The organism is Saccharopolyspora elongata, assembly GCF_004348985.1.
GTDB classification, from domain to species: Bacteria; Actinomycetota; Actinomycetes; order Mycobacteriales; family Pseudonocardiaceae; genus Saccharopolyspora; species Saccharopolyspora elongata.
In genome coordinates, this window is the sequence record NZ_SMKW01000037.1 from 57,938 (window position 1) to 82,874 (window position 24,937).

18 protein-coding genes are annotated in these 24,937 nt (G+C 67.6%); 13 read left to right on the forward strand and 5 right to left on the reverse strand.

Going from position 1 to position 24,937, the window contains the following annotated elements; all coding sequences use genetic code 11:
• The first annotated feature begins 13 nt into the window (after positions 1 to 13).
• Positions 14 to 5,863: a S1 family peptidase gene (locus E1288_RS25760; protein WP_132489348.1), complete on the forward strand. Its 5,850-nt coding sequence runs from the start codon at positions 14 to 16 to the stop codon at positions 5,861 to 5,863.
• Between the two features lie 152 nt (positions 5,864 to 6,015).
• On the opposite strand, the gene E1288_RS25765 is transcribed toward E1288_RS25760, so the two are convergent.
• A complete protein-coding gene (locus E1288_RS25765; protein WP_132489350.1) occupies positions 6,016 to 6,591 on the reverse strand; it encodes a CGNR zinc finger domain-containing protein in 576 nt (191 codons plus the stop codon).
• A gap of 101 nt (positions 6,592 to 6,692) precedes the next feature.
• On the opposite strand from E1288_RS25765, the gene E1288_RS25770 reads away from it, so the two are divergent.
• Both E1288_RS25770 and E1288_RS47165 read left to right on the forward strand, forming a co-directional pair.
• Positions 6,693 to 7,865 carry an epoxide hydrolase family protein gene (locus E1288_RS25770; RefSeq protein ID WP_132489352.1) on the forward strand — a complete coding sequence of 391 codons (1,173 nt, stop codon included), beginning with the start codon at positions 6,693 to 6,695 and terminating at the stop codon, positions 7,863 to 7,865.
• 10 nt (positions 7,866 to 7,875) lie between these two features.
• On the forward strand, positions 7,876 to 8,031 hold the full coding sequence (locus tag E1288_RS47165; protein WP_165968247.1) for a hypothetical protein: 156 nt from the start codon (positions 7,876 to 7,878) through the stop codon (positions 8,029 to 8,031).
• Positions 8,032 to 8,347: 316 nt separating this feature from the next.
• Here the strand turns inward: E1288_RS47165 and E1288_RS25780 are convergent, their stop codons facing one another.
• Positions 8,348 to 9,055 carry a TetR/AcrR family transcriptional regulator gene (locus tag E1288_RS25780; RefSeq protein WP_132489354.1) on the reverse strand — a complete coding sequence of 236 codons (708 nt, stop codon included), beginning with the start codon at positions 9,053 to 9,055 and terminating at the stop codon, positions 8,348 to 8,350.
• 50 nt (positions 9,056 to 9,105) lie between these two features.
• On the opposite strand from E1288_RS25780, the gene E1288_RS25785 reads away from it, so the two are divergent.
• Positions 9,106 to 10,602 carry an MFS transporter gene (locus E1288_RS25785; RefSeq protein ID WP_132489356.1) on the forward strand — a complete coding sequence of 499 codons (1,497 nt, stop codon included), beginning with the start codon at positions 9,106 to 9,108 and terminating at the stop codon, positions 10,600 to 10,602.
• A gap of 104 nt (positions 10,603 to 10,706) precedes the next feature.
• Here the strand turns inward: E1288_RS25785 and E1288_RS25790 are convergent, their stop codons facing one another.
• Positions 10,707 to 11,183: a MarR family winged helix-turn-helix transcriptional regulator gene (locus E1288_RS25790; RefSeq protein ID WP_132489358.1), complete on the reverse strand. Its 477-nt coding sequence runs from the start codon at positions 11,181 to 11,183 to the stop codon at positions 10,707 to 10,709.
• 577 nt (positions 11,184 to 11,760) lie between these two features.
• Between E1288_RS25790 and E1288_RS25795 the strand changes: the two genes are divergently transcribed.
• The 3 genes from E1288_RS25795 to atpB all read left to right on the forward strand — a co-directional run bounded on the left by E1288_RS25795 (position 11,761) and on the right by atpB (position 14,171).
• Positions 11,761 to 12,393 (forward strand): maleylpyruvate isomerase N-terminal domain-containing protein, encoded by a 633-nt coding sequence (locus E1288_RS25795; RefSeq protein WP_132489360.1) that lies wholly within the window; start codon positions 11,761 to 11,763, stop codon positions 12,391 to 12,393.
• A gap of 431 nt (positions 12,394 to 12,824) precedes the next feature.
• Positions 12,825 to 13,313, forward strand: a complete 489-nt coding sequence (locus E1288_RS25800; RefSeq protein ID WP_132489362.1) for a hypothetical protein — start codon at positions 12,825 to 12,827, stop codon at positions 13,311 to 13,313.
• A gap of 78 nt (positions 13,314 to 13,391) precedes the next feature.
• Positions 13,392 to 14,171 (forward strand): F0F1 ATP synthase subunit A, encoded by a 780-nt coding sequence (gene atpB / locus E1288_RS25805; protein WP_132489364.1) that lies wholly within the window; start codon positions 13,392 to 13,394, stop codon positions 14,169 to 14,171.
• A gap of 200 nt (positions 14,172 to 14,371) precedes the next feature.
• On the opposite strand, the gene E1288_RS25810 is transcribed toward atpB, so the two are convergent.
• Together E1288_RS25810 and E1288_RS25815 are read right to left on the reverse strand one after the other, a co-directional pair.
• Positions 14,372 to 15,133 carry an FkbM family methyltransferase gene (locus E1288_RS25810; protein WP_132489366.1) on the reverse strand — a complete coding sequence of 254 codons (762 nt, stop codon included), beginning with the start codon at positions 15,131 to 15,133 and terminating at the stop codon, positions 14,372 to 14,374.
• Positions 15,126 to 16,340, reverse strand: a complete 1,215-nt coding sequence (locus E1288_RS25815) for a macrolide family glycosyltransferase (protein WP_165968251.1) — start codon at positions 16,338 to 16,340, stop codon at positions 15,126 to 15,128. The genes E1288_RS25810 and E1288_RS25815 overlap by 8 nt, the downstream gene beginning before the upstream one ends.
• A 193-nt stretch (positions 16,341 to 16,533) precedes the next feature.
• Between E1288_RS25815 and E1288_RS25820 the strand changes: the two genes are divergently transcribed.
• The 6 genes from E1288_RS25820 to E1288_RS25845 all read left to right on the forward strand — a co-directional run bounded on the left by E1288_RS25820 (position 16,534) and on the right by E1288_RS25845 (position 24,928).
• Entirely contained in the window at positions 16,534 to 17,634 is a 1,101-nt protein-coding gene (locus E1288_RS25820; RefSeq protein ID WP_165968252.1) for a thiopeptide maturation pyridine synthase, read from the forward strand.
• A gap of 68 nt (positions 17,635 to 17,702) precedes the next feature.
• Entirely contained in the window at positions 17,703 to 18,596 is an 894-nt protein-coding gene (locus E1288_RS25825; protein WP_165968253.1) for an acyl-CoA thioester hydrolase/BAAT C-terminal domain-containing protein, read from the forward strand.
• Positions 18,597 to 18,938: 342 nt separating this feature from the next.
• Complete coding sequence (locus E1288_RS25830) at positions 18,939 to 19,112, forward strand: GE37468 family thiazolyl peptide (protein WP_132489374.1); 174 nt, start codon at positions 18,939 to 18,941, stop codon at positions 19,110 to 19,112.
• 173 nt (positions 19,113 to 19,285) lie between these two features.
• Positions 19,286 to 21,343, forward strand: coding sequence for a TOMM precursor leader peptide-binding protein (locus tag E1288_RS25835; RefSeq protein WP_165968254.1), 2,058 nt, complete (start codon positions 19,286 to 19,288; stop codon positions 21,341 to 21,343).
• Positions 21,343 to 23,337 carry a TOMM precursor leader peptide-binding protein gene (locus tag E1288_RS25840; RefSeq protein ID WP_165968255.1) on the forward strand — a complete coding sequence of 665 codons (1,995 nt, stop codon included), beginning with the start codon at positions 21,343 to 21,345 and terminating at the stop codon, positions 23,335 to 23,337. Before E1288_RS25835 ends, E1288_RS25840 begins: the two co-directional genes overlap by 1 nt.
• A gap of 19 nt (positions 23,338 to 23,356) precedes the next feature.
• Positions 23,357 to 24,928, forward strand: coding sequence for a SagB family peptide dehydrogenase (locus E1288_RS25845; RefSeq protein ID WP_132489379.1), 1,572 nt, complete (start codon positions 23,357 to 23,359; stop codon positions 24,926 to 24,928).
• The last annotated feature ends 9 nt before the right edge of the window (positions 24,929 to 24,937 follow it).

The window sequence follows — 24,937 nt, forward strand, 5'->3', positions numbered from 1 at the left end:
CCGAGGTAGGTCAATGGTGTCCCCTCGCGCGCTCGATATCGGCTTCTTCGTTCGAGTCGTACGCCACGACAAAAAAACCGGCGAACATCTGCTGCTCGCCAGCGGCCTCGTCATCGCGCCCGGACTGATTCTCACCTGCGCGCACGACCTTGGTACTTCCCCGGAGGGCCTCTATGTCGTGCCACTGGACGGCGGGATGTCGAAGAAGGCCTCGGCAGTCCACGTGCATCCCGAGTACGACGACGACAACCGGTTGAGCGACAGGGATATCGCGCTGGTGGAACTGGCGCGCCCTCTCCACCTCGACACGCCGCCGCCCGCGCTGCGGGTTGTCGGCAAAGGCGTGGGAAGCCTGTTGTTCCACAGCCTCGGGTTCCCCGACTACTTCGCCCGCAAGGGCTCTCCCGCGCGGCGGAAGCAGTTGGACGGAACGCTGCAGCTCGGCTCCGGGGAAGAGACCCACCTCTTCGAGCTGCGCTTGGCGCAGCGGCCGCCCGCAGCGAACGGACCGGCCTCCGGGCGCTTGCAAGGGATGTCCGGAGCGGCGGTGATCACCGCTCGCGGTGGGCATGTTGTCGGTGTCTTCGCCACCTACGAGGACTCCAGGGACACGGCTTGGGCGGTCGGGCTCGGTCCGCTGCGCCATCCGGCCTTGGCCGAGCCGCTGGCCAGGCACGGCATCGACCTGATCGACATCACCGAGGACGAGGAACGCGCCGACGATGCGTTGCCCGTGCCTCATCGGCGGTACTTGGCTGCTCTCACCGGAATCGAGAGCTATCTGCTGCCCAAGTCCCTGGACTTCACCGCCCCCTGGGCTGACCATCCCGCACACCCGCGCCGGGTCGTCGACCGGCTCGCCGAAGGCGAGCACGTCATGATCAGCGGACCGGCCGGCTCTGGCAAGACCCGGTTGTGCCTCGAGGCTGCTCAGGCGGCGGCGAACGCTGGATGGGCGGTCTACCACGTTCCCGCCCTCGGCTTGGCCGCCGATGAGCTGGCGCGTTTCGCCGCGCGCGCCGCGGCGCAGCGCGTCCTGTTCGTCTACAGCCAGCCCGAAGGCGAGATCGATGTCGATCCGCACGTCGTCGCGCGGCAGGCGAAGCTGGCCGCCCGTGGGAACCAGGCCAAGGCGGTTGCTCTCCTCGCTGCGGCTCCCAACGGCAGCACCGAAAGCATGCTCCCGGGAGATACGAGCTTCACGCTCGTCCAAGCGCCGCTCGGCGACCACCTGAGACAGGTCGCCGACGCGATCATCACTCAGGTCGGACGCCTGGTCCACCTCGAAGATGACATCCGCGCAAGCGCCAGAACGGTTTGCGGCTGCCGACCCGGCCTGGTGCTGCGGATCGCTCCGGAACTCGCCCTCGACTCCGACCGCAATCCGGTCGGTGTTCGCAAATTCGGGCGGCAAAGCGGCTCTGAACTCTCGCGATGGATCGCACAGCGCCTCGCTGACGACGGCCTAACCGCTGCGGGCGGAGATGCGAAGCGAGTCAGCTTTGCCGCCGGGGCGGCCATGGCCATGATGGTCGCCCCGCAAACCCGCGAACGCCTTCAGCGCGCCGTAGGGCGGCTGTTCGAGCGTTCGGGATCCTCGGCCGACGGCAACACGCTGGTGGACCTCCTCCTCAGCCGCGGGTGGCTTGAGGAGCGGGACGGCCGTGTGCACCCGCTGCACCCGGTGATCGCCGATGAGATGCTGGTCCGGGCATTGCTGACGCCCGAAGGAGAGGCCCTCTCCGAAACTGCGGAATGGATCTTCCAAGCGGCACTCGACGATTCGGTGTCCGTCCGCATGCTCGTCGACGTCATCCGCCGCCTTGCGACCGACTACCCCCATCCGGGCTTGGCGCAGCTCCTCGAAGCCAGGTGCCGCGACTGGGTCGAGGAGCACTGCGAGCTCATCGGTAAGCGCGCGCTCGAATTCGAGCGAGAACGCGCCGACGAGGCCGGACTCATTCCCGCCATGCTCCGGGGACCGTTATGGAGCTCGATCACCTCGGACCACTTGGAAATCCTGTCGCGTCGGTACTTCTCCTGTGAAGCGGAGCCGGCAGCCTGCCGGGACCGCCTGCAGGAGTGCCTCGCTGCTCTCCCCAAGTCGGAGGAGATCCCGGAGGCCTGGCGGGACTTGGCGGCCAAGCTGCTTTCCGGCGCCCTCCACGAAGAAGAAGGCCCACTCCTCGACACCGTCCTCGGACGCCCTTCCTCAGATCCACAGTGGGCAAAGCAGATTCGTGAACTGGCCGTGCGCTGGACCGAGGACCATCCCGACGCCGCCTCCGCCTCGTTCGTGCTTGGCGCACTCATCCGGGACCGCTCGCTGTCCGAACCAGACCTTCACCTGGTCGTGGAGCGGGCGCTGGACTGGATCTCCAGACACGACGCCGAATCCGGGTCACGAGTCCTCGTGCCGCTGATCTCCAATCCGAGGCTCACTCCGCGGCAACGCGACGACACGCGGCTGGCGGTGCGGGACTGGCTGGACCGCAACAGCAGGACAATAGACGCGAAATTCGTGCTCCGCGTCATGCTCCGAGACCCCGCTCGACGCAGGAACCACTTCGGCGAGGCTCTGCCGTACGCACTTGACTGGATCGAAGCCAACGGCAACAGCAGCGCCGCCTGGAGCGTTGCCTCCCAGATCTGCAGCAGGGACGCGATCGCCGCCTGGCTGCCGACGGTGCTGCCTTGGCTGGAAACGCACGTCACGGATCCGGCCATCCACACGATTCTCGTGCGAACCCTGCAAATCCGTTCCAAGAGCGTCACCTTGGACGAGGAGCGGAGGATGGTCCGATGCGGATTGTCATGGCTCCGCGCCAATCCGACCAGGTGGGCGGTGCCGGAAGTCTGCGGCGCATTGTCGGGCCATGCGCGCCGCACAAACCTCGAGGGAAAAGAACGCAAGTATCGCCAGAACATGGCCGTTACGGCAGCGGATGCCGATGAGCTCCTCGTTTCGGTCTGCGCCTGGATGGACCGATTCGGATCGAGGAACGTCAGCGCAAACACGGTCCTCGGCCTGCTCGGGTACTACCATGCCAGCACCGAGCAGACCAAACACTTCGCCAAGCGGGCACTCGACTGGCTCAAACACCCGCGCCCGGCGGAGGACTCCAGAAAAGTGCTCTCCCTCCTGGTCCGGCGTGGAGAGTTCACGGATGAAGATGCCGGAGCGACCGTCGAACGCGTGGCGAAGGAACTGGAGTCCTTCCCCGCGTTCGCCGACGACAACCGTCTGCAGGCCGGCGTGTTTCGCTTCTTCAAGAAGTATCCGAGCGTGGTGAACGAAACGGTCCGAGACAGGTTCGCGGCGGCAGCGCTCGGTGTCACCGACGAGTCCGACGATGTGGAGCCCACGAGGCCGCAGCGCATCCCGCCGTTCGATGTCCTCCGGTTCCTGCTCGACACAGTAGGACTCGGGCCGCGCCGGCGGAGACAAGTCGCCCTCAGCGCATTGCGCTGGCTGGAGTCGAACAGCACTCGGGCGGACGCGGACATCGTCATCAGACGACTCCTCGACGAGCCAGACTGGAGCGGCCCCGAGACCGAGTACATCATCGACCACGCCTTCGAATGGCTCCACCGCTGGATTGACGCCGACGAGGCGTTGACCAACCACGAAGGCCCTTCCGGTGTCCTCTCGCGCCTCGTGGTCAGGACGGAACTGCGCCGGACCGACGTGGAGACGGCCTTCGAACTGGCGCAGCGCTGGATGTCGCGCAAGGACAACCGCAAAAAAGCGGCGTACCGGCGGATCGCGCAGGCCTTTCTGGAACGCGACGACCTCACTCCCGACCAAGAAGCTCAGTTCCTCCTGAATCTCCTGAAGATCGTTTGCACGGGTGTCGAAGGACAGGAACAGCGGCTCCAGGCCTTGAAGCGAGGACTCGACTGGCTCCGCCACCACGCCGACCTGCCGTGTGCGGCCAAGGTGCTGGGCCCGGCGCTGTGGCGGGTGCTGGACGATGACGAACTCGAGTGGGACCGGACCGCCGTGATTGCGGCCGCCGAGCGCTGGCTGCGACAGCACGAACGTCTGGCCACGGCCCACTTCGTGGTCAAACCGCTGCTACTCCTCGACAAACGGGAAGGACTTCCCGACGGATTCCCCAGTCCAGTGCCCTTCGCACTTGCATTCCTGGAGGCCCATCCGATCGCCTGGTACTCCGCTGAGACCATCAGGCTGGTCTGCCGGAGGGAGGATCTCTCCGATGCCCAACGTGCGATCGTTCTCGACACGGCCCGGAGCTGGCTTGAGGGCCGATCGGCCGATACGGCCGCCTCCCACGTGCTGCAAGCGTTGGCACGCATACCGCTCACCCAGCCACAGCGGGAATTCGTGCTGGCCGCGTCGCTGTCGTGGGCGGCTAACTTGATTGACATCATCGATCGGCGCTACGAGTCGGGCGTGACCAAACCGGAGTTCCACCGTCAGTACGAGCCCCGTTACCTGCTGGCGAAGCTGCTCGCCCGTGAAGACCTCACCAGTACCGAGTACGCCCGTGTGTTGGGAGTCGCGCTGCGGACCCACCGGGTGAAGGTCCTCAACATGAAGCCGTTCAATTGGGAGCTCGAACCGGGCGCGGAGCCGGAACTCGGCAACGAACCGCTGTTGCGGTTTGCGCTCAAGCATCTCGACGCCGTGGAAGACGTTCCCGAGATCGGACCAGTCCTCGCCGAGATCCAGGCGTTCGATCTCGCGCCTGACACACGGACCGCCATCCGAGGCCGCAGCCTGCAGTGGTTGGGGGAGCACGCTTCCACGGAAGAGGCGGGCGAAGTCTGCGTCCAGCTCGCGAGGACCATGAATGCGACGACACTCAAGTCCAGTCGGGTCCTCCCGCATTCGCTCGCCTGGCTCCGGGTTCACGCCGGGAAGCCCTCCACCCCGGCCTTGCTCTCGTTTCTCCTCCGCCACGAACTCGAGATCGACCACGTGGCGGCGCTGTTGCCGTTCGCCGAGCGGGCGCTCGCCGACTTCACCCTCTCGATGGCGCAGAGCCGCCTGCTGGCCTCCGTCGTCGCCCAGCGCCACACACCGGCCGAAGTCGCCAGCCCCCTAGTCCGAACTGCGATCGAAGCCCTCGAACACCAAGGAGACAACGGCAGGTCCCCGGCGGGGATCTTGGTCGACGGGCTCACCAAATGCCGGCACCTGGATGCCGCGCAGCGTAGCCAGGTCATCGCCTTCGTGGTCCAGATGGCGGCGCTCCACAAGACGGAACGGCGAGTGGCCGCCCTGTTCAACCGCTGCCTCGGCATGGAAGGACTCGGCGGAGCAGAGTGCGACCAGCTGCTGGGAGCCGCTGTGGCCTGGGCCGGCACCCGCACTGCGGACGTCAGCGCATGGCCCGTCATCGCTGCGATCGGGAGGTTTGTGGAGCGTGCGGAGACGACCGACGACGGACAAGCGTCGCGGGTCGAGGAGCTCATCCTGTCCTCCGCCATGCGGGCGGTCACCCATGCAGCGGGCGCCGGCCTGTTGTCCAAAGTGGTGGACCTGAGATGGTGCAGTGAGCAGACCGTGAACAAGCTGCACGTCGGCACCCTGGAGTGGTTCGAGAAGCACTATCTGACGGAACAGGCGGGCGCTGTGGCCCAAGCATTGTGGCCGCTCAAGTTGAGTCAGGACGTCCGGCGCAGACTGGCGCAGCTCGTGGCGCGGTGGATTCGGGAACACCCCGGCAAGCCGTGGGCAGGCCAACTGGCGGCGACCATCCGAAGCAGCGAGACGTATCCTGCGCTGCCGTTCCGGACCAGACACATCCTGGAGGAGTTTCACGCCCAGACCAACGGCGTTCCGCACGACCCGTCGGCCGGGAGCCCTGGCGAGGACGTTCGGGAGGCCGACTGAACGGATGAACGTCGCCGATCAGTAAACGTAGACGTACTGTTTGAGGACGTTGATCGAAGGCACGGATGGCTCTTAGTGGTGCCGTTGGGGTGTACCCAACGCGACAGATGCGTCGCAGGCGTGTGGCCCACTTGGATGTACCGCGGTAACGATCACTCCGCTGATCTGGGGTTTTTGCGCTGGTTGGCCTTGAAGCGCGCTTTCTTCTGACGATTCCCGCACGTATTCATGTCACACCATTTGCGGGTGCGACTTTGGCTGGTGTCGAAGAAGGCGGCTTGGCAGGTTGGTGATGCGCACAAGGCCAATTTTCCGTCTCGTTCGCCTGCGATGATGCTGATCGCGTCGGCGGCGATCACGCTGAGGGCATCTTCCACGCAGGAAGCCGAGCTGAGCTGCCATCGCCGCTCACCCTCGGGCGTCAGGGTAGCCGCGGCCCGACCCTGAGCGCTGCAGTCATTGATGACTTGGACAGCAGATGCAGGGAGAGCGTCCTGGATCGCGGCCGCTGTCGCGGCGGCGTGAATCGACTCCCTCAGTTCCCGAGCGAGGTCGAGCTGGGCGGTGGTGCAGGAGTCCACGGCGAGGCCGTTCACTGCCAGCCAGTCGATGAGTCGGTGCGGCGCGGGAATGCGCTCCACAGCGTTGCCATGACGCTCCGTCAGTGTCGCCGTGAAGCTGGTCGCTAGCACGTTACCGAGGCGAAAGTCAGGGAACTCGGCACGCATGGAACCACCTTAGCAGGTTGCACGCAGGCATGGAGGCGTGTTAGAACCGTCTAAGCCGGTTCGCGGTAGGTTTGCCGGTGCCACGATGGCCAGGAGGTCTCATGCCCCGTCCAACCAGCGACGTGCAAGCATTTGAAGCCCACGCAACTGACGCTGACCTCGACGATCTGCGCGCGCGATTAGCAGCGGCGCGGCTACCGGAGGCCGAGACGGTCTATCGCGCCGCGCCCGACCCTCGCCGATGGGAACAGGGCGTTCCTCTCGCCGACCTCGTCGATGTCGTGAACTACTGGCGCACCGGGTACAACTGGCGGTCGTTCGAAGAGCGCCTTAACCGGATCGGCCAGTTCCGCACGACCATTGATGATCTGGGAATCCACTTCCTGCACCGCCGATCCGCGCGCGCGGATGCCACTCCTCTGATCTTGACGCACGGCTGGCCAGACAGCATTGCTCGGTTCATCGATGTAGTAGACGAGCTGGCAGATCCGAAAGATGCAGACGCGCCGGCGTTCCACGTCGTGGTCCCGTCGCTACCAGGCTTTGGTTACAGCGACAAGCCGGCCACCACCGGATGGGGAACCGAAAAGATCGCGGCCGCATGGGTGGAACTGATGGGAAGGCTCGGCTACAGCAAGTTCGCAGCCCACGGCGGCGACTGGGGAGGCAATATCACCACGGTTCTCGGCGGCAGGTTCCCGGCGCACGTTCTCGGCATCCACACAACGTTCGCGGAGGGACCGCCCGGGTTGACAACGGACGGGCCGACGGCGGTCGAGCGCAAGTGGACCGAGGAAACCCGCGATTTCTGGCGCCACCGCGCGGCGTACGCGAAGCTGCAGGCGACCCGACCGCAGACCATCGGCTACTCGCTCGTCGACTCACCGGTCGGGCTTCTTGCCTGGATCCTTGACAAGTTCGCCGAGTGGACGGACACCGAAGACAGCCCGTTCGAGACGATTTCCAGAGACCGCGTTCTTGACGACGTCACCCTGTATTGGCTGACGCGGACCGGCGCATCGGCGGCCCGCATTTACTACGAAAGCCACAACTCGCTCGATCCCGAACTTCGGGTCGACGTCCCGTCAGCACTCACTATGTATCCCCGCGACGTCGAGAAGTGTCCGCGCGCCTGGGCGCAGGAGCGGTACCGGCAGATCGTCCGATGGAGGGCGCCCGAAATCGGGGGACATTTCCCGTCGCTGGAGGTTCCCGAGTATTTCGTCAAAGATCTACAAGAGGGCCTCGCGGCAGTGCTGGCCGCTAATCGGTGAACGCGGCTGGGTGCCGGCACTCGATCACCGCCTGATCCGGCTCAAGGCGTTGCCCGACGGCTTCCAGACCGAGTTCATCGAGACGGCAGAACGTGGTCAGGCAGGGCGCGGCGAAGATGCCGTGGAGCATGTCGAGGTCTTTCGGATGGTAGACCTCGACGCCTAGCCGCCAACACCCCCGACTACACCCAACCGAGATGTGGCGCGACGGAAGTTGTTCTGCCCCAGGGTCTCGACGCACACGGCAGCGTGGTTCCTGGATATTCTCCATCACTGAGTGGGATTCCGGCTCGACCGCAGAATCCCGCGCCGATATGCGGTAGGTGCGGTCGCGGGGACCGCGAAAGCAGCGTTCTTGACGACGTCACCCTGTATTGGCTGACGCGGACCGACGCATCGGCGGCCCGCATTTACTACGAAGGCCACAACTCGCTCGATCCCGAACTTCCAGCCAGGTGCAACTGGTGGTGGCTCGGCGGGCGTCAGCGTGTGTCTTGCTTGCGACCGGCGTCGAGGCCTGTGATGAAGGTCTGGGCGGTGATTTCGAACTGTGAGTCCCAGTCGCCGAGGAAGGCTGCCAGGTGCGTGGCCAGTGTCGGGTAGAGCTCCTGATCGTGGGCGATGCGCTGACGCAGAGCATCCCTGCTGTTGGCCTCTGCTTGTCTGGCCCAGGCTGCTTGGGATGAGGCGGTCGCGATGACGAGGTTCGATATCGCGGCAGCGGCCGCTGAGAGGGTGATTCCTTCGAACCCGGCCCTGTCAAGCGCGGCGTATACGGTCTCGGAGCGTGCCAGCGCGTGCGGTCCCGCCAGAGGTCGGGTGCTGGCGAGCGACGCTGCCCACGGGTGACGCAAGAGCATCGCACGAAGCTGCCGCATATAGGTCAGCACGACCTCTTTCCAGTCCGTTGCGCTGTGTCCGTCGGGAAGTGTGATCTCGGCGAAGACCTCATCGAGTGCGAGGTCGACAACGTCGCCTTTGGTCGCGACATGCCAGTACAGGCTCGTGGCGTGCACGTCGAGATCGCCGGCGATCTTGCGCAGGCTCAGCCCGTCGATTCCTTCGCGGTCGAGCCGGTCGACAGCAGCCGCGACGATGCGCTCACGGTTCAGCGCGGGAGCTTTGCGGCGTTGCTGCGGTTCGCGGAACCACACCGCACCGGGCACGTCCTCGTTGCGTTTGACGACCATGCCCTCACCTTATCGGCACTGAATTTATCCTACACTGTAGGTTTGTAACCATGGATGTAGGTGAAAGTGTGGTCAGTGGCATCCGACGTGATCCCCGGCGGTGGGTGATCTTGAGCGCGGTCTGCGTGGCGCTCACGGTGATCGTCGTCGACAACACGATCCTCAATGTCGCAATCCCGACCATCGAGGACGAGCTTGGGGCGAGCCCGGCCGAGTTGCAGGCGGTCCTCAACTCCTATGTCGTGGTCTTCGCCGGGCTCCTGGTTGCCGCCGGGCTGATCGCGGACCGTTGCGGCCGCCGGTTGGCCGTAATCGTCGGGCTGGGAATCCTGGCCGCGACCTCGGTGGCGGCGGCGTTTGCGCCTACGGCGTTGTGGCTGATCGTGGCCCGCACGCTCATGGGCGTCGGCGCGGCGTTGGTGATGCCGGGCACGCTGGCGATCCTGGTGCACGTGTTCGAGCCTGGTGAGCGGGTCAAGGCGTTCGTGGTCTGGTCGGCGGTCGGCTCGGCCGCGATGGCTGTCGGACCGCTCATCGGTGGCGTGCTGGTCGAGCAGTGGGGGTGGCCGGGGATCTTCGTGATCAATGCCGTCCTGGCGGCAGCGGCGAGCGTGCTGATCGCCTGGCTGGTCCCCGAGTCCCGCGACCGGCAGCATCGCTGCATCGATCTGGTGGGCGCGGCCGCGGTCACGTTGGCCATGGGCTCGTTCGTCGCCGCGATCACCCTCGCTCCCGATCACGGGCCGCTATCGCCGGTCGTGCTCGCATGCGTCGCCCTGGCTGTCGCCAGCGCGGTCGTGTTCTGGGTGCGTCAGCGGCGTGCGCAGTCCCCGATGATCGAGATGGGCCTGTACCGGGATCGCCGGTTCGCCGGGGCCAGTGCCGCGGTCGCTGTCTTGGCCATCGGCACCGGCAGCGTGCTGTTCATCCTGACCCAGCACCTCCAGCACGTCCTGGAGTACACCCCTCTGCAAGCAGGTCTCGCGGTCATCCCCTTGGCCATCGGCGTGGTCGGAGCCTCGCCGATCGGTGGACGGCTCCCCGGCCGCATCGGCTACCGCCGCTCGATCATGACCGGATTCGCCGTCACCGCAGTCGGCTTCGCCGTCCTTGGCATGCTCACCCCGACCAGCGGCTACGCGGTCATCGCCGGGGGACTTTTCCTGGCGGGAGCCGGATCGGGACTCGCCTCGCCAGCGGTCCACACCACTGTCCTCGGAGCCGTGCCACCAGACCGCGCGGGCATGGGCTCAGCCCTCAACGACACGCACCAGCAACTCGGCATCGCCTTGGGCGTGGCCCTCATCGGCAGCATCGTCGCCGCCGGCTACCGGCACTTCGCGCCCCCGACGCTGAACGTCCACGCCGGATCATCCCTGGGCAGCACTCTGGGCGAACTGACCGACCAGCAACAGCACCTCATCAGCGCCGCGCACCTCGCGTTCACCCAGGCGCAGAGCATCGCCATGCTCATCTGCGCCGCCTTCGCCATCGCCGGTGCCGTCATCGCCTGGCGCGTCCTGGCACCAGACCACCAGAAGCCGTGAGAGGTCACCGCAACGATGTCCTGAGTGGACAGATTGGGGGGGATTCGTTACGCCCGGTACGACTCTGGGCTTTGCCCGGTCAGTACTCGGTGTGGTGCAGAAGGTCAGACGTCGATTTCGTTTACTGCGGCGAGCATCTGGCGCAGCACTCGCAGGGTCGTTGTGATGTCGGCGTCGGTGAGGTCGCCGTCGACGTGACCCAGTACCTCGTGTTCGCTCCCCTGGACCGCGCGGATGGCGGTGTGGCCGGGCTCGGTGAGCTCCACCAGTGACGATCGGCGGTGGGCGGGGTTTCTCTTCAGCGCGACGAATCCTTGCTCCAGCGCGTCGTTGACCATGCGCTGCACGAATTGCCTGCTGAGTCCTAGGGTTCGGGCGATCTGCGGGACCGTTTCCGCCGTCCCGGTGCGTTCCAGCAGTTCGAGGACGGTGCGGACGCCGACGGAAAGCCCGGTCTGCGGGCTTTCGTTTTCGACCACGCGGGTTGCTCTGCGGTAGAGCGGGCCGAGCACGGCATAGATCTCGGCCAGCCGCGGGCCGAGCTGTTCCGGCGGCAGCGGGGAGTCGATTTTGACAACCATGGTGTCATTATGGCACTTCGGCAACCGCGAGCCCAATTGAAGCGGTCGGAGTTCCGTTCCCGGATGGAGAGCTGCGCGCCGGGCTGTCGGGTGCCATGACGCGAGTAGGACGAGGCTGCGAGTCGGTTGGTTGAGCAAGAAACGGGGTGCCGAAAACTGCGCGGCCGGGAGGGTCTTGTCCGGTTATGGCGATCTGGAGTCGGGGCGGAGGCCTCGGCGAGTGGTTGCGGCGGATGCCGTCGCTGCGCACAGTTCCACGTCCTGTCCTCGCCGCGCCGGGCCCGTCATGGGACCCAGCAACGGCTGACCATCTGCATCGCCTCCCTCCGGGCCTCGGCCGTGGCTTCCTGCTTCTGCTGGAACAACTCGGCCCCCAAGTTGGCAACCGAGATGTCAATATGACACCATGGTTGACATAGGTGATCGAGTCGGTCGAGGTTCGGAATGGCGAGCTGAAGGTTCGTGGTGATCAGTTCCGGGTCGCCGCTGGTGATGCTGCACGCCGGGGTTTCCGGGGCGCGCCGAGGTGATTTCGGCTTTTGACCGGGTCCTTCCTGTTTCGAGGAGTGGTTGATAGATGGGTGGCTACCGTGAGCGGGTCGATGCCCTGGAGGCGGTTTGGGCTTGTTGGGCCGAGATCGGCGCGGGACTGTCGGAGCAGCAGTGGTCGAGGGCGACGCGCTGCCCCGGCTGGGATGTGGCTGCGCTCTACGCGCATGTGGGCATGTTCCCCGCCGCAGTCGCCGATCCGCCCGCTGCCGCAGTGAAGACCACCGCGGCACCGGTCACCGCAGTGGAGATCCTGCGTGGGTTCAACGCCCCTGGCGGGGTTGCGCACGAGATGGCCGACCAGGTCGCCCATGCCGCCGTGGCCACGGCGAACAGCCTTGATCGGGCCGGTCTGATCGGCCACTATGCCGACGACGCCCCGCGTGCGGTCGCCGCGCTGCGAGACCGCGGGGCGACGTCCCTCGTCCCCTGGCCGGGAGCCAACGCGGTGACGACCTGGGGTGAGGCAGTGCGCATCGTGCTGATGGAGTCGGTGGTGCATCTGCTCGATGTGCTCGAAGGGCTGGAGCTGACACCGGAGGTTCCCGCGGCGGCGCTGCGCGAAACGGTCCATCTGCTCGCGGAGATCGCCGAGCCCGTTTCGTTCATCGAGGCGGCCACCGGACGGATCCCCAAGTCGCCGCTGCCCGTTCTCCGCTGAACCACGGCGCGGGGGACATCACCCGCCCGATCAGCCACACCTGCCTGGGAGCTGGGGGTTCCCAGGCAGGTGTGAGCGCTGCCGCACGAAGGCTCCGCGCCCTCAACCTGCGGTCGGTTCTGCCTATAACTGACACATCGATCGTGGCGAATTCCGTTGCCACTTATAGGCAAAACTTGCATCCAGCACGACACATCCCGGATGTGGCGCCCGAGGCGTTCACCCCCCCACAGGAAGGGTTCTCGACAGTGACCAACAGTTCGGCGGTGTCTCGAGTGCGTCGTGATATTGGAGGGATCTTGATCCGACACTGGTCGATCGCCGGAGCATTGGCGGTCGTTGTAGGCACGGCCGGCGGATGTGCTGCCGTGGGTGGCTCGGAGCCTCCCGCGAACAGCGGGAGCTCGACGGCGGACAACACACCCGCAGCGGTGGACAGTTCGGCGCAGGTGCTGGAGCAGGAGTTGGTGCCGCAGAGCGAGACCCTGCGGATCCCGCAGCTCGGCCGCCACGACGTGGCCGTGATCGAGGCGTCGCGCACTGCCGAAGGCCCGGACCGCCAACCCGCGCCGGACAGCACCGAGTACGTGAAGCTGCTGCTCAAGGTCAAGCCGCTGGAGAAGACCAACCAGCTCTCCGAAAATACTTGGAACGTCGACTTCCCGGACTGCGACCTGACCAACGAACTGACCACCTGCTGGTCGATGTCGGGAATTTCCCCATACCTGACCGCGGAGCAATTCCACGCTCAGAACTCCGGCGAGCACGTCGGCGACAAAGAATTCTTGGAGCCGGGCAACACCTACTACGTGTGGGCGTGGCAGCTGATCGAGAAGGGCAGCAACCTCGATCAAGCCCGGCTTTGCGAAGGAGTCTCCTACGGCGAGAACTGTGTCAAGATCGGCCAGATCAAGGGGTGATCCCCGGTATGTTGATCGCGGAATGTGTTGATTCATCCCGGAAGCGAAGTTCGCAGGGTAGAGCGGAAAGGGATCAGAGTGAGCGCGTTGATCATGGCGGACGGCGGAACGTTCCAGCCGCCGAATGCTGAGAGTTTCGTCCTTCCGCCGATCTTCGGCGAGGTCACCAAGCCGATGGTCCTCGTCGTGCTCTCGGCGATCATGGTGGGTGCCTATTTCCTGCTCGCCACCCGGAACCTCAAGCTGGTGCCCGGCAGGGCGCAGTTCGTAGCCGAATCCGTCTACGACCTCACTCGCAACAAGATCGCGCGGGAGCAGATCGGCGCTGAGGACTTCCGCCCCTTCGTGCCGCTGATCTTCACGCTGTTCACCTTCGTCCTGGTGAACAACATCTTCGGCATCATCCCGATCGTCCAGTTCCCCACGATGTCGCACATCGGCTTCCCGATCGCGCTCTTCCTCGTGGTGTACGCGGTGATGCATGGCGTTGGTATCAAACGGCATGGCTTCGTCGGCTACTTCAAGCACGTCATGTTCCCGCCCGGGGTGCCCAAGCCGATCTACGTCCTTCTGTCGCCGATCGAGTTCGCCCAGAAGTTCGTCCTGCAGCCGGTCTTCCTGGCTATCCGGGTCTTCGCCGCGATGTTCGCCGGGCACCTGATCCTGCTGGTGTTCATCCTCGGTGGGCAGTACCTCCTCCTGGAGGCCGGCGCGTGGCTCAAGCCCGTCTCGCTGGTGGCTTTCGCCTTCGCTATCGCACTGACCTTCGTGGAGGCCCTGATCCAGGTGCTCCCGGCGTACATCTTCGCTGTGCTGACGGCCAACTTCATCGCCGCCGCCCTCTCCGAAGGGCACTGACCAGGACGCTCCGTGCTTCCGCCTCACTCGGTTGATGGTCGGCGTGCCACGGATTGGCGCCGCCGGGCGGAGCGCTGTTTGATCGGCGGTTCGGGTCGGGCCCCCGGCCGCTCATCGCTGACTCCAGGCACATCAGTGGGCAGCCCGCTCGGTGGGGCGTCCGTTCGGTGCTCGTCCTCGGCTGTGTGCTGTTGCGCGGGTCAGGGGCGGGTTGCGTAGACTATTCTGTTGTCTATTCCCTTTGGGGCTTCCTCCGGGGATTGGGCTCGCGCCGTGAAGCCTCGGCTTCGGAGGGACTCCAGGACCCTGTCCAGTGTGGACCTTGTTTCGTGGACCTCGATCGCCATTTGCCTGATGCGCTTCCAGTCTTGGTCCTCGATCCCCGCTAGGGCCGCTTCTTCGCTTCCCTCGATGTCCATCTTGATCAGGTCTATCTCGACGTTCGGGGGTAGGAGGTCCGACAGCGGCGTGGTGGGGACCTGGAGCGCTTCGTTTCGGTAGAGCTGTTCCGCTATCGTCGGGTTCGCGTACTTCGCTACCGTTTGCTTGTCCTTGAGCTTTTCCGCTAGATGGGCCGTTGAGTTTCCCGGCATCGATGGGAAGAAGTAGAACTCCGCCGTGCCCGGCACGTCCGACAGGGCCGTTGGGTGGACCGTGACGCCGGAGGCTTTGTGGTGGCGGAGGTTCGCTCTCAGGGCTTCGACGTTGTCCGGGATCGGTTCCACCGCCAGTACCGACGCTTCCGGGTAGCGGTTCTTGATGAACAGCGTGAACAGGCCGATGTTCGCTCCCGCGTCGACCACCAGGCCCTTCGGGTTGATCGGGGCCAGGCCGCTCAGGTAGGTGTTCCGGCCGAAGATCTCGTCGTAGATCAGCTTCGCCTCGGTCAGCACCGGGTTCCCGGTCGCCGGGGTGTAGCACTCGAATCCCTCGGCCACCTCGACGAGGTCCAGGTCAGACATCCACTCCACCCTTCGCCACCGAGCCGGGGTCACCGGCCAGGAACTCCGTCAACGCGTCGGCACCTCGCGCCGCCGCATCGGTGCTGCGCAGTTCTTCCCGCCAGCTCGCCAAGTTGTCCCGCACCGCTCGATCCGCCGCGAGCTCTTCGACCGCCGCGCGCAGCTCCGCCGCGGTCACCGCTTCCGGGTCCACCGCGCGTCCCAGGCCCAGCTCGGCGGCGCGCCTGCCGTTGAAGGCCTGTTCGGGCGTTTGGGGGAGCGACACCAGCGGGACGCCGTGCAGCAGGGATTCCATTGTGGACCCCATGCCGGTGTGCGAGACGAACGCCGATGCGTGCCGCAGCACCGCCAGCTGCGGGACCTGTTGGTGCACCTCGAAGTTCGCCGGTACTGGATCCGGCGGGTCGGCGCGGCCGGTTGCCATGACCACGTGCCAGGGCGTGTCGGCGAACGCTTCGACGCACAGCCGCAGCAGGTCCGGTCGGTCGTTGAACACCGTTCCCAGGGAGATGAGCAGGATCGGCGCGTCCGCGGTCGGCGGTGACCAGTCGTCCGGGCGGGCTCGTCCGGGCACGGCCGGGCCGAGGAAGCGGAACTCCGGGCCGAACGTCTCGCCCGCGATCTGGAACTTGCGCGGCAGGAAGACCAGGTTCAGCCCGGCTCGGGCCGCGGTCGGCAGCAGTGCCTGCAGCGGCAGGCCCCGCCGGTGCGCGAATCCGGCGAGCTTCTGGCCGCTCGCGAACAGCCTCGGATCGGTGTGGTCGAGGTCGGCCGGCCACATCTGCTGCTGCAGCGAGAAGTGCTCGTTGCCGACCATGTTCGGCGCCAGGCCCACGCCCGGCACCCCGAGCTCGGCGGCCAGGGCACGGCCGGGCAGCCCCATGACGTCGAAGCACACGCAGTCCGGGCGGTCGGCCCGGAACGGGCTCGCCAGCTCGTCGTAGGTCGTGATCAGCTCTTCGATGCCCGCGTCCATCATCTTGATCATGTTCTCCACGGTGTAGCCGCGACCCGCCAACCCGGCCAGCTCGACGTGCCACGGCATCTCCACCGGCGTCGCGCCCGCCCGCCGGACCGCCGCGGCCTGATCGCCGCCGGTCGCGTAGCTGATCCGGTGACCGCGGGTCACCAGTTCCTCCACCAGCGGCAGCGTCGGGTTCACATGACCGTGCGCGGCGAGCGAGACGAACGCGAAGTGCTTGCCCATGATCCTCCCCATCGCCCGCGCTCGTAGCGCGGCGAACTCCCCGCAGTGGCCGGAAAGTCGGCGGACCGCGCCGGATCCGGGGCGGTCGACGCCGCGGAGCCTACCCGAACTTCCGCGCGGCTGCGGCGAATCTTGGACAGCATCGGAAGATTCTTGGTTGAATGCGGGCCGAGCCGCGACTCAGGGGAGTGCGATGAACGAGAACCTGTCTGCGCCACCGGAATCCGGAACCTGGCACGGCGTCCAGATCTACTATGCGGCGGAGAAGGACGACCTCGTCCTGGAGTGCCTGCGGCCGCTGTTCGCCCGGATGCCGGCGGAGGCCGAGCGGATGTTCTTCGTCCGCCACTGGCTCCGCGGTCCGCACCTGCGGCTGTGCTTCCGCGCGCCCGAGCCGGTGTTCCGGGAGGTGATCCGGCCCGAGGTGGAGAGCGCGGCGAACCGGTACCTCGCCGAGCACCCCTCCACCGCGCGGGTCGACGAACGGGAACTGCTGGCCACCCATCGCGAAGTCGCCCGCCAGGAGCGGGAATCGGGCCCGCTGGCGCCGTTCCACCCGGACAACTCGATCCAGCACGCGCCGCACGACCGGCGCATCCACGTGCTGGGCAGCGAGGCGGCCGCCACGCTGCTCGAAGCCTTCTACCACGAGACGAACGAGCTGGTCTTCGAGATGCTCGACCAGGTGCGCGCCGGGCGCAGCCGGGTCGGCCTCGCCGCCGACCTCATGATCGCCACCGCGCACGCGATGTGGCCGGGCATCGACCGCGGCTTCATCTCCTACCGGTCGCACGCCGAGGGCTTCATCGTGCGCGCCCCCGATCCCGTCGCGCGGCGCGAGTTCTGCGTCCAGCAGTACCGGTCGCAGGCCGCTGTGCTGCGGGAACGGTTGGTCGGCGTGCTCGACTGCGTGGAGCGCGGCGGCACCGACGTGCCGTTCGTCGCCGAGTGGGTCCGGCTGCTGGGCCGGTTCCGCTCGACCGCCGAGCCGTTGATCGGCTCCGGCGAGTTGTCGTTCGCGGGCGCGGTCGCGCCGGACGCGGTGCAGAGCTGGGATCCGGGCATGCTGGAGCACAGCACTTTCCACCGATTGCTGCAGGGCGATGGCGGCCGGATGGCCGATCTGCAGCGGGATCCGGGGTTCCTCGGGTTCCGGTTCGCGCTCAACTACCTCTACCTGCACCTCAACCGGATCGGCGTGCTGCCGGTGGAGCGGTTCCTGCTCTGCCACCTCATCGCCGACGCCGTGGAGGAGCACTACGGCATCTCGGCCAACGACTTCGTCGCCTCCTGATCGATCCAATGTGGACAAGGATGCCCGGGGCGAGTGGCTAGGCTGGCGCCGTGGAGAACGCTAGCGTTGTGTCGGTTCAGGTTTCGCGCCCCGACCTGGTCGGGGTGCTGTGCAGGCCGAAGTCGCCGGGGCCGCATCCGGCCGTGCTCGTGGTCGGCGGCTCGTCCGGGGCGGTGCCCGAGCTCGCTGCCCGCCTGCTCGCCGAGCAGGGCTTCGTCGCGCTCGCGGTGGCGTACTTCGGCGCGGAGGGGCTCCCGCGCGATCTCGTCGAGATCCCGATGGAGTACTTCACCGGTGTGCTCCGCTTGCTCGCCGGCCGCCCCGAGGTCGACGCCGACCGGATCGCCGTGCTCGGCCGCTCGCGCGGCGGCGAACTCGCGTTGTTGCTGGCAGCGGCCCATCCGGAGCTGGTGCGGGCGGTGGTCGCCCACGTGCCCAGCAGCGTGGCGTGGCAGGCCGTGCCGTCGGATCCCCGGGCCATGATGGCCGGTCCGCGGTCGTCGTGGAGCCGGGGCGGCGAGCCTGTCCCGTTCGTGCCCATGCTGCCGCCGAGCGCCGCCGAAATGGCCGAGTTCCAGGGGTTCTTGAGCGGTCGTCCGGTGTCGTTCCGGTCGTCCTTCGAGCGCGCCATGGGGCAGGACGAGGCCGTCGCGGCCGCGAGCATCGAGGTGGAGCGGATCAACGGGCCGGTGCTCGTGCTCAGCGGTGGCCAGGACGCGCTGTGGCCGTCTGAGCTGTTCGGCGGGCGGATCATCGCTCGGCTCGACGCGCGCGGGCACGCGTTCCCGCACCGGCACGTGTGCTATCCGGACGCCGGTCACCTGCTCGGTGCTCCCGGGACGGCGGCGCGGCCGCGAGGCGCCGGCTTCAACCGGCTGCTGATGGGCGGCGACCCGGTGGCGGATGAGGCGGCGAGTCGCGACAGCTGGCCGCACGTGCTCGAGTTCCTGTCCATCCCCTAGCTACGCCTGTGCCCCGAAAATCGTTGCCTGTTCTCAGAATTCTCTCAGGAAGCCTCCGTGTCAGGTGTGGCGCGGAAGTTTAGCCGAGCGCCGGTTCGCCTTCCTTGCTCTATTTGGCGTAACCTCCCGTTAACATCTGCTGGGCGAAGGTTCTAGCGATTCTCTAGTTATTCGATCCCTACCTGGGATTGTCGGTCCGGGACGGGCTCGCGGGCCCGTTGTGCTGGACTTTTTCGTGGCATGCCAACGGATCTCGTGCTAGAACTGGGCACGTCGGCGCCGGGATCCCGGGAATTGCGTTGACAAATCAACTATTCCGTCGACCCGAATGTGGGGTATGGCATGGAAGATCTGAAGTTGGACCTGGAAAGCCTGCAGGTGGAAAGCCTCGCCTTCGGCGCTGACGCGGACCACGACCTCCAGTCCCTGGGCATGGGCCACGGGATGACCGAGGTCGGCGCTTCCGCCGGTTGCTGCTGCTGCACCTGCAGCTGCTGCTGCTGCCCGTGTGGCTGATTGGCGCCACCTGCGGAGAGCCGGGAGCTAGCGCCCTGCGCTGATCCCGACTGGCGAGTTCGCTCGTCTTCCGCATAGGCGGGCGCGGGGTTTCGTCGAGCTGCATGCCCGGCGGGCCCCGTGCTCGTCGTGCGTCCGCCATGATCCCGTTTTCTGCTGCCCTGGATGGACAAGTGAAGCCGAAGCTCAAGAACGACACGCTGTACCTCCCCTCCGCGGAGGGGATCTACTTCGTGAGCAACCACGGAACGTTGACGCTGGACGGCAAGCACATCTACCAGTGGGTGGACAAGCTCGCCCCGTTCCTCACCGGCGCGCACACGCTCGACGAGATCACCGCGAGCCTGTCCGAGGACCGCAAGCGCATGGTTGTCGGGTTGATCGGCGGGCTGGTGCAGAAGGGCTTCATCAAGGACGTCGGCGACGACCGTCCGCACGGGCTCGATGACGGCGTGCTCGCCGCGTACGAGTCCGAGATCGCGTTCATCGACTACTACCGGGACTCGGCGGCGCACCGCTTCCAGCGGTTCCGGGAGAGCAAGGTGCTGCTGGTCGGCGCCGGTCAGACCGCGGTCGCGCTCGCGCAGGCCTGCCTGCACGCCGGGCTGCTCGAAGTGCACGTCGCGATCACCGACGAGGCCGCCACCGACCGGTCGCGCCTCGACACCTACCTGGAACACGCCCGCGAGCGCGACTCGGCGCAGTCGATCGTCGAGCACCGCGCCGCCGTCGACGGTTCGGTCGAGGAGTGCAAGGCCGCGCTGGGATCGTTCGACGCCGTCATCCACGTTTCCGACAAGCCGATGCTCGACCGCGCGCGGAGGCTGAACCGGGCCTGCGCCGAGCTCGGCACGCTGTTCATCCAGGCCATTGTGGACGGTGATGAGGCGTGGGTCGGGCCGCTGGTGGCGCCGGGCGACGAAGCGTGCTGGGAATGCGCGCGGCTGCGGGTGCTGGGCAGGCGCGAAGGCGCCGAGGCCGAGTTCGCCGACCGGCCCGACGCGACGCCCAGCGAGTTCCTGGCCGGGCCGACCGCCGCGATCGTGGCCAACCAGCTGTCGTTCGAGGTGTTCAAGCACCGCACCGAGGCCGGTCCGGTGGAGACGGCGGGCGCGCTGGTGCGGCTGGACCTGGAGACCCTGCAGAGCTCGAACCACCCGGTCACCCGGCACCCGCTGTGCACCGCGCACGGGGCTCCGGAGCCGCGCGATGAAGCGGAATTCCTGGCCGCAGTGCGCGATCTCGCAGCCGGGCCGGAGATCACCGGCGAGGAGTTCTCGGCCGCCGCGGCCGCCTGCTTCGAGCCGTCGACCGGCCTGCTGGCCAGCCTGGACGAGGGCGACTTCGGGCAGCTGCCGCTGAAGGTGTCGCGCGCCGAGTACGCGAACGTGCTGCTGCTGCCGGACTTCGAACGGGAGAGCGCGGCGGCCGTCGAGGTGGCCACCGACTTCACCGAAGCCCGCGAGCGCGCCGCGCGCCGCGCCTGCGAGCTCTACGCGGCAAGCGCGGTCGACCGGCGCCGGTTGAGCGGATCGGACGAGCCGCGCACCTGGGGCCTGGACCTGATCAGCGGCGCGGCCCGTTCGCTGCCCGCCGCCGACGTCTTCCCCGCGCTGCGCGGGGTGCTGGCGCACGCGGCGGACTTGCCCGGCCTCGCCTCCGGCTCCACCTGGGCCGAGGCAGTCGGCCGCGGCCTCCTGGCGCTGGCCGACCGGATCACCGTCGCGGAAGTCGCCGAGTCGGTGCGCCCGGCCGTCGACCCCGCCGCCGCTCCGCGCACCGAGCGCGCGGAGCGCTACTGGAAGATGCTCGACATCGTCGGCGTCGAGGTCGCGATCCACGACATCACCGGCTCGCTCGGCGTGCCGACCTTCGTGGCCTGCGTCGGCCCGGAAACCGTCGGCTGCGCTTCGGGATTCGACATCGGGCAGGCGCTCGAAGAGGTGCTGGAGCAGGCGCTGCGGCACCACCAGGCGCAGGCCGGCGAGTGGCCGCGCTACGCGGCCGCCCCAACCGCGCACCTGCCCGAGCTGCCGCCGGAGCTGCGCGGCCCGCAGGCGGCCATCGTCGCCGCAGCGCAGCCGGACGGCTGGCCCGAGGTCCAGGAGCTCCTGCTGAGCCGCCTGGGCGCCGCCGGGCACCGGCCCGTCGCGGTGCCGCTGGACCACGACCCGGCGCTGAACCGGGTGCTGCCCTACATCGTCAACGTCGTGCTCGGAGAAGAGAACTAGTGGCCGAAGACGTGCACAAGGCAACCGGCGCGACCATCCGGGTCGGCATCGCGGGCGAGGGCGCGCTCCACGCGGCGACGTGGCGCGAGGTGTCCCAGCGGTACGCGGTGGTGGACGCCGAGAACGAATCCGAAGTGGACATCGTGCTGCTCGTCGAGGACGGCTGGGACCGGCAGCGGCACCGGCGGTGGAGCGACCGGTCGCGTGCCAGCGGGATTCCGCTGCTGCCGGCCTACGTCACGCCCGGTGCGGCGCTCATCGGCCCTTTTGTGTCCACTCTGGACGAAGGCTGCCTGGAGTGCGTGGAGCAGCGCCGCCTGCGCGCCCGCAACGACGGCACCGACTACGCCAAGGTCCTGGAAGCGCACCCCGAGAGGATGGCGTCGATCGGCGGCCAGTGGCTGACCGGGTTCGCCGTGGACCTGCTCAGCGCGTTGATCGTGCGGGAGGTCGACCGGTTCGCCGCCGACCCGGCGACGCCGAGCACCCGCGGCAGCCTCTTCCGCCTCTCCCTGGACGACCTGCGCACCAGCACGCACCGCTGGCTGCCCGATCCGCTGTGCGACCGGTGCGGCCGGCTGCCGCTGGACACCCGGGAGGGCGCGGAGATCGAGCTGCAGCACCGGCCGAAGGCCTCCGTCGACGGCTACCGGGTCCGTTCCCTGGCGGGCGAGCAGGACCGGCTGCGCGATGTCTACGTCGACTCGGAGGCCGGGCTGCTGCGCGCCGTCTACAAGGAAGGGCGCAGCGTCTTCCCGAGTTCGAGCGCGCCGATGGGGCTGCGGGCCACCACCCGCACCGAGGTCGGCTACGGGCACCAGCTCGACTTCTCCGCCAGCCAGCTGACCGCCATCGCCGAGGGCATCGAGCGCTACGGCGGCATCGAGCCGGGCGGCAAGCGGACGGCGGTCCGCGCGAGCTACCGCGAGCTGGGGCCGGACGCGCTGGACCCCACCACGCTGGGCCTGCACACCGACGAGCTCTACAGCCGGCCGGGCTTCCCGTACCCGCGCTACCACCACGACCTGACCTTCAACTGGGTGTGGGGCTACTCCTTCGCCCGGCAGCGGCCGATCCTGGTGCCGGAGAACTACGCCTACTACGGCACCGTCTACCGCAACACCCGGGACCACCCGTTCGTCTACGAGATCTCCAACGGCTGCGCGCTGGGCGGCTGCCTGGAGGAGGCGATCCTGCACGGCATCCTGGAGGTCGCCGAGCGGGACGCGTTCCTGATGACCTGGTACGCGCAGCTGTCGGTGCCGAGGATCGATCCGCGATCCGCGCCGAACCCCGAGGTGCCGCTGATCATCGAGCACATCGAGAGCTTCTCCGGCTACTCGATCGAGGTCTTCAACATCACCATGGAGCAGGGCGTGCCGTGCTTCTGGGTGCTGGCGGTGGACCGCCGGGGCATGCGCGACATGCCCAAGGTGCTGTGCGCCTCCGGCTCGAACCTGAACCCGGAGAAGGCGCTGATCAGCGCGTTGATGGAGCTGGGGCCGCTGGTGAGCAGGCCGCCGGAGTTCCACCGGCAGAACCGGCCGCGGGTGGAGGAGATGCTGGCCGATCCCTACGCGGTGGTGTCGATGGAGGACCACGCCGCGCTCAACGGCGCGCCGGAGGTCTTCGACCGGTTCGACTTCCTGCTGAACGGTTCGCCGGTCCGGCAGACCTTCGCCGAGGCGTTCAAGGACTACTACCAGAAGCCGAAGAACGCGGACCTGCGCGACGACCTGTCGGAAACGCTGCAGCAGTACGTGCGCACCGGGCTGGACGTCGTCGTGGTCGACCAGACCACGCCGGAGCACCGGGCGGGCGACTTCGCCTGCGTCAAGGTGATCATCCCCGGCTGCCTGCCGATGACCTTCGGTCACATGCGGCGCCGCGACCGGGGTTTCGAGCGCCTGCACCGGATTCCGCACGAGCTCGGCTACCGGGACCGGCCGCTGACCGACGCCGACATCAACCCGCACCCGCATCCCTTCCCGTGACGCGGGCGCTGGAGGTTCAATGGGCAACTGGGACCTGGACATCGGCGAGCACTACCTGCGCCGCACGGTGCACGAGGCCGAGGAACTCTTCGCGCAGGTGCTCGGCGAGGAGCCGATCGGCGCCGATCCGCTGCCGTTCAAGATCTACCGCGACGTGCCGCGGCACCGGCTGCCCGGCGCGCTTCCGCTGGAGATCGGCGACGCGCGCAGCGCCTTCGCCGGTTTCACCGCGCGTGAGCCGGTTCTGCGCGAGCCGGCGCAGCTGCTGTCGGCATTGCTCTACTACGGCTACGGATTCTCCCGCTGGGACGAGGGCCCGGGGGCGGTCTGGCCGTACCACCGGATGGTGCCGTCGGCCCGGTGCTACTTCCCGACCGAGCTCTACCTGTGGATGCCCCGCACCGGCGAGGTCCCGGCGGGGATCTACCACTACGACACCCTGCACCACGGCCTGGCACTGATCCGGGAAGGCGACTTCCGCGCCGAGCTGGGCCGGTTGCTGGGCGCGGACGTCGACGACGTGCACAGCGTGCTGCTGCTGTCGTCGCTGTTCTGGAAGAACGCCTTCAAGTACCGCGGCTACTCCTACCGCCTGTGCGCCCAGGAAGCGGGCATGGTGGCCGGGAACCTGCTGATGGTCGCCGGCGCGCTGGGTCTGCGCGGCGAGGTCGGCTTCCAGTTCGCCGACCGGCGCGCCGGGCGGCTGCTCGGCCTGGTGGATTCCGAGGAGCACCTGTTCGCGGCGCTGCCGCTGCGCCGGGACGGATCGGCCGCCGAACCGGCGCCGGACGTTCCGGTCCCGCCGGTTTCGCACCGCTACGTCCGGCCCGAGGGGGACGTGCACCCGCACGATGCGCTGTTCACCTCGATCGCCGAGAACTCCCTGCTGGACGACGCGGCTGAGGGAGCCCGCCAGCTCCCGGTGTCGGCTCCCGGCTGCCGCTGTGACAGCGGCGAGACGCCGACGCTGCCGATGCCGCCCGCGCGGCGCGAGCCGATCGGCCTCGGCGCGACGTTGCGGGCGCGCAACTCCGGCAACGTGCTGTTCAACCCGATCGCCAAGACGCTGCCGCTGGCCGATCTCTGGGAGATCGTGCGGTACGCGACCGATCCGTACCGCAGCGATCTGCGCGACGGGGTGGCCGAGCCGGGGGTGAGCCTGCACGTCGTGGCGCTGGACGTGGCCGGGCTGGCGAAGGGCGTCTACCGGTTCTGCCGGGAGCACGCGGGCTTGCACCTGGTCGCCGAAGGCGACTTCTCCCGGCCGCTGCAGGGCACCCTGCCGGTGCCGAACCTGAACCTGTGCGCGTCCAACGCGGTCCTGTACCTGGCCGCGGACCACGCCGAGGCCAGCCGCACCTTCGGCAACCGCGCCTACCGGCTGATCAACCTCGAAGCCGGGATCGTCGCGCAGCGGCTCTGCGTGCTCAGCGCCGCGCACGGCCTGGCCGCTCGTGTCCACAATGGATACGACGCGGCCGGTGTCGAGTCGATCCTGCGGCTGGACGAGGCGAAGCTGACCCCGTTCTTCCAGATCGCGATCGCGCACAACCGGCCAGGGGTCCAGCTCGGGCTCCCGGTCGTCTTCTGAGGTGGGACG

Excerpts from the sequence above, each read along its gene's own strand:
- E1288_RS25760 (WP_132489348.1), top strand. The coding sequence starts at position 14 with ATGGTGTCCCCTCGCGCGCTCGATATCGGCTTCTTCGTTCGAGTCGTA.
- E1288_RS25765 (WP_132489350.1), bottom strand. The coding sequence starts at position 6,591 with ATGCGTGCCGAGTTCCCTGACTTTCGCCTCGGTAACGTGCTAGCGACC.
- E1288_RS25770 (WP_132489352.1), top strand. The coding sequence starts at position 6,693 with ATGCCCCGTCCAACCAGCGACGTGCAAGCATTTGAAGCCCACGCAACT.
- E1288_RS25780 (WP_132489354.1), bottom strand. The coding sequence starts at position 9,055 with ATGGTCGTCAAACGCAACGAGGACGTGCCCGGTGCGGTGTGGTTCCGC.
- E1288_RS25785 (WP_132489356.1), top strand. The coding sequence starts at position 9,106 with ATGGATGTAGGTGAAAGTGTGGTCAGTGGCATCCGACGTGATCCCCGG.
- E1288_RS25790 (WP_132489358.1), bottom strand. The coding sequence starts at position 11,183 with ATGGTTGTCAAAATCGACTCCCCGCTGCCGCCGGAACAGCTCGGCCCG.
- E1288_RS25795 (WP_132489360.1), top strand. The coding sequence starts at position 11,761 with ATGGGTGGCTACCGTGAGCGGGTCGATGCCCTGGAGGCGGTTTGGGCT.
- E1288_RS25810 (WP_132489366.1), bottom strand. The coding sequence starts at position 15,133 with ATGTCTGACCTGGACCTCGTCGAGGTGGCCGAGGGATTCGAGTGCTAC.
- E1288_RS25815 (WP_165968251.1), bottom strand. The coding sequence starts at position 16,340 with ATGGGCAAGCACTTCGCGTTCGTCTCGCTCGCCGCGCACGGTCATGTG.
- E1288_RS25820 (WP_165968252.1), top strand. The coding sequence starts at position 16,534 with ATGAACGAGAACCTGTCTGCGCCACCGGAATCCGGAACCTGGCACGGC.
- E1288_RS25830 (WP_132489374.1), top strand. The coding sequence starts at position 18,939 with ATGGAAGATCTGAAGTTGGACCTGGAAAGCCTGCAGGTGGAAAGCCTC.
- E1288_RS25845 (WP_132489379.1), top strand. The coding sequence starts at position 23,357 with ATGGGCAACTGGGACCTGGACATCGGCGAGCACTACCTGCGCCGCACG.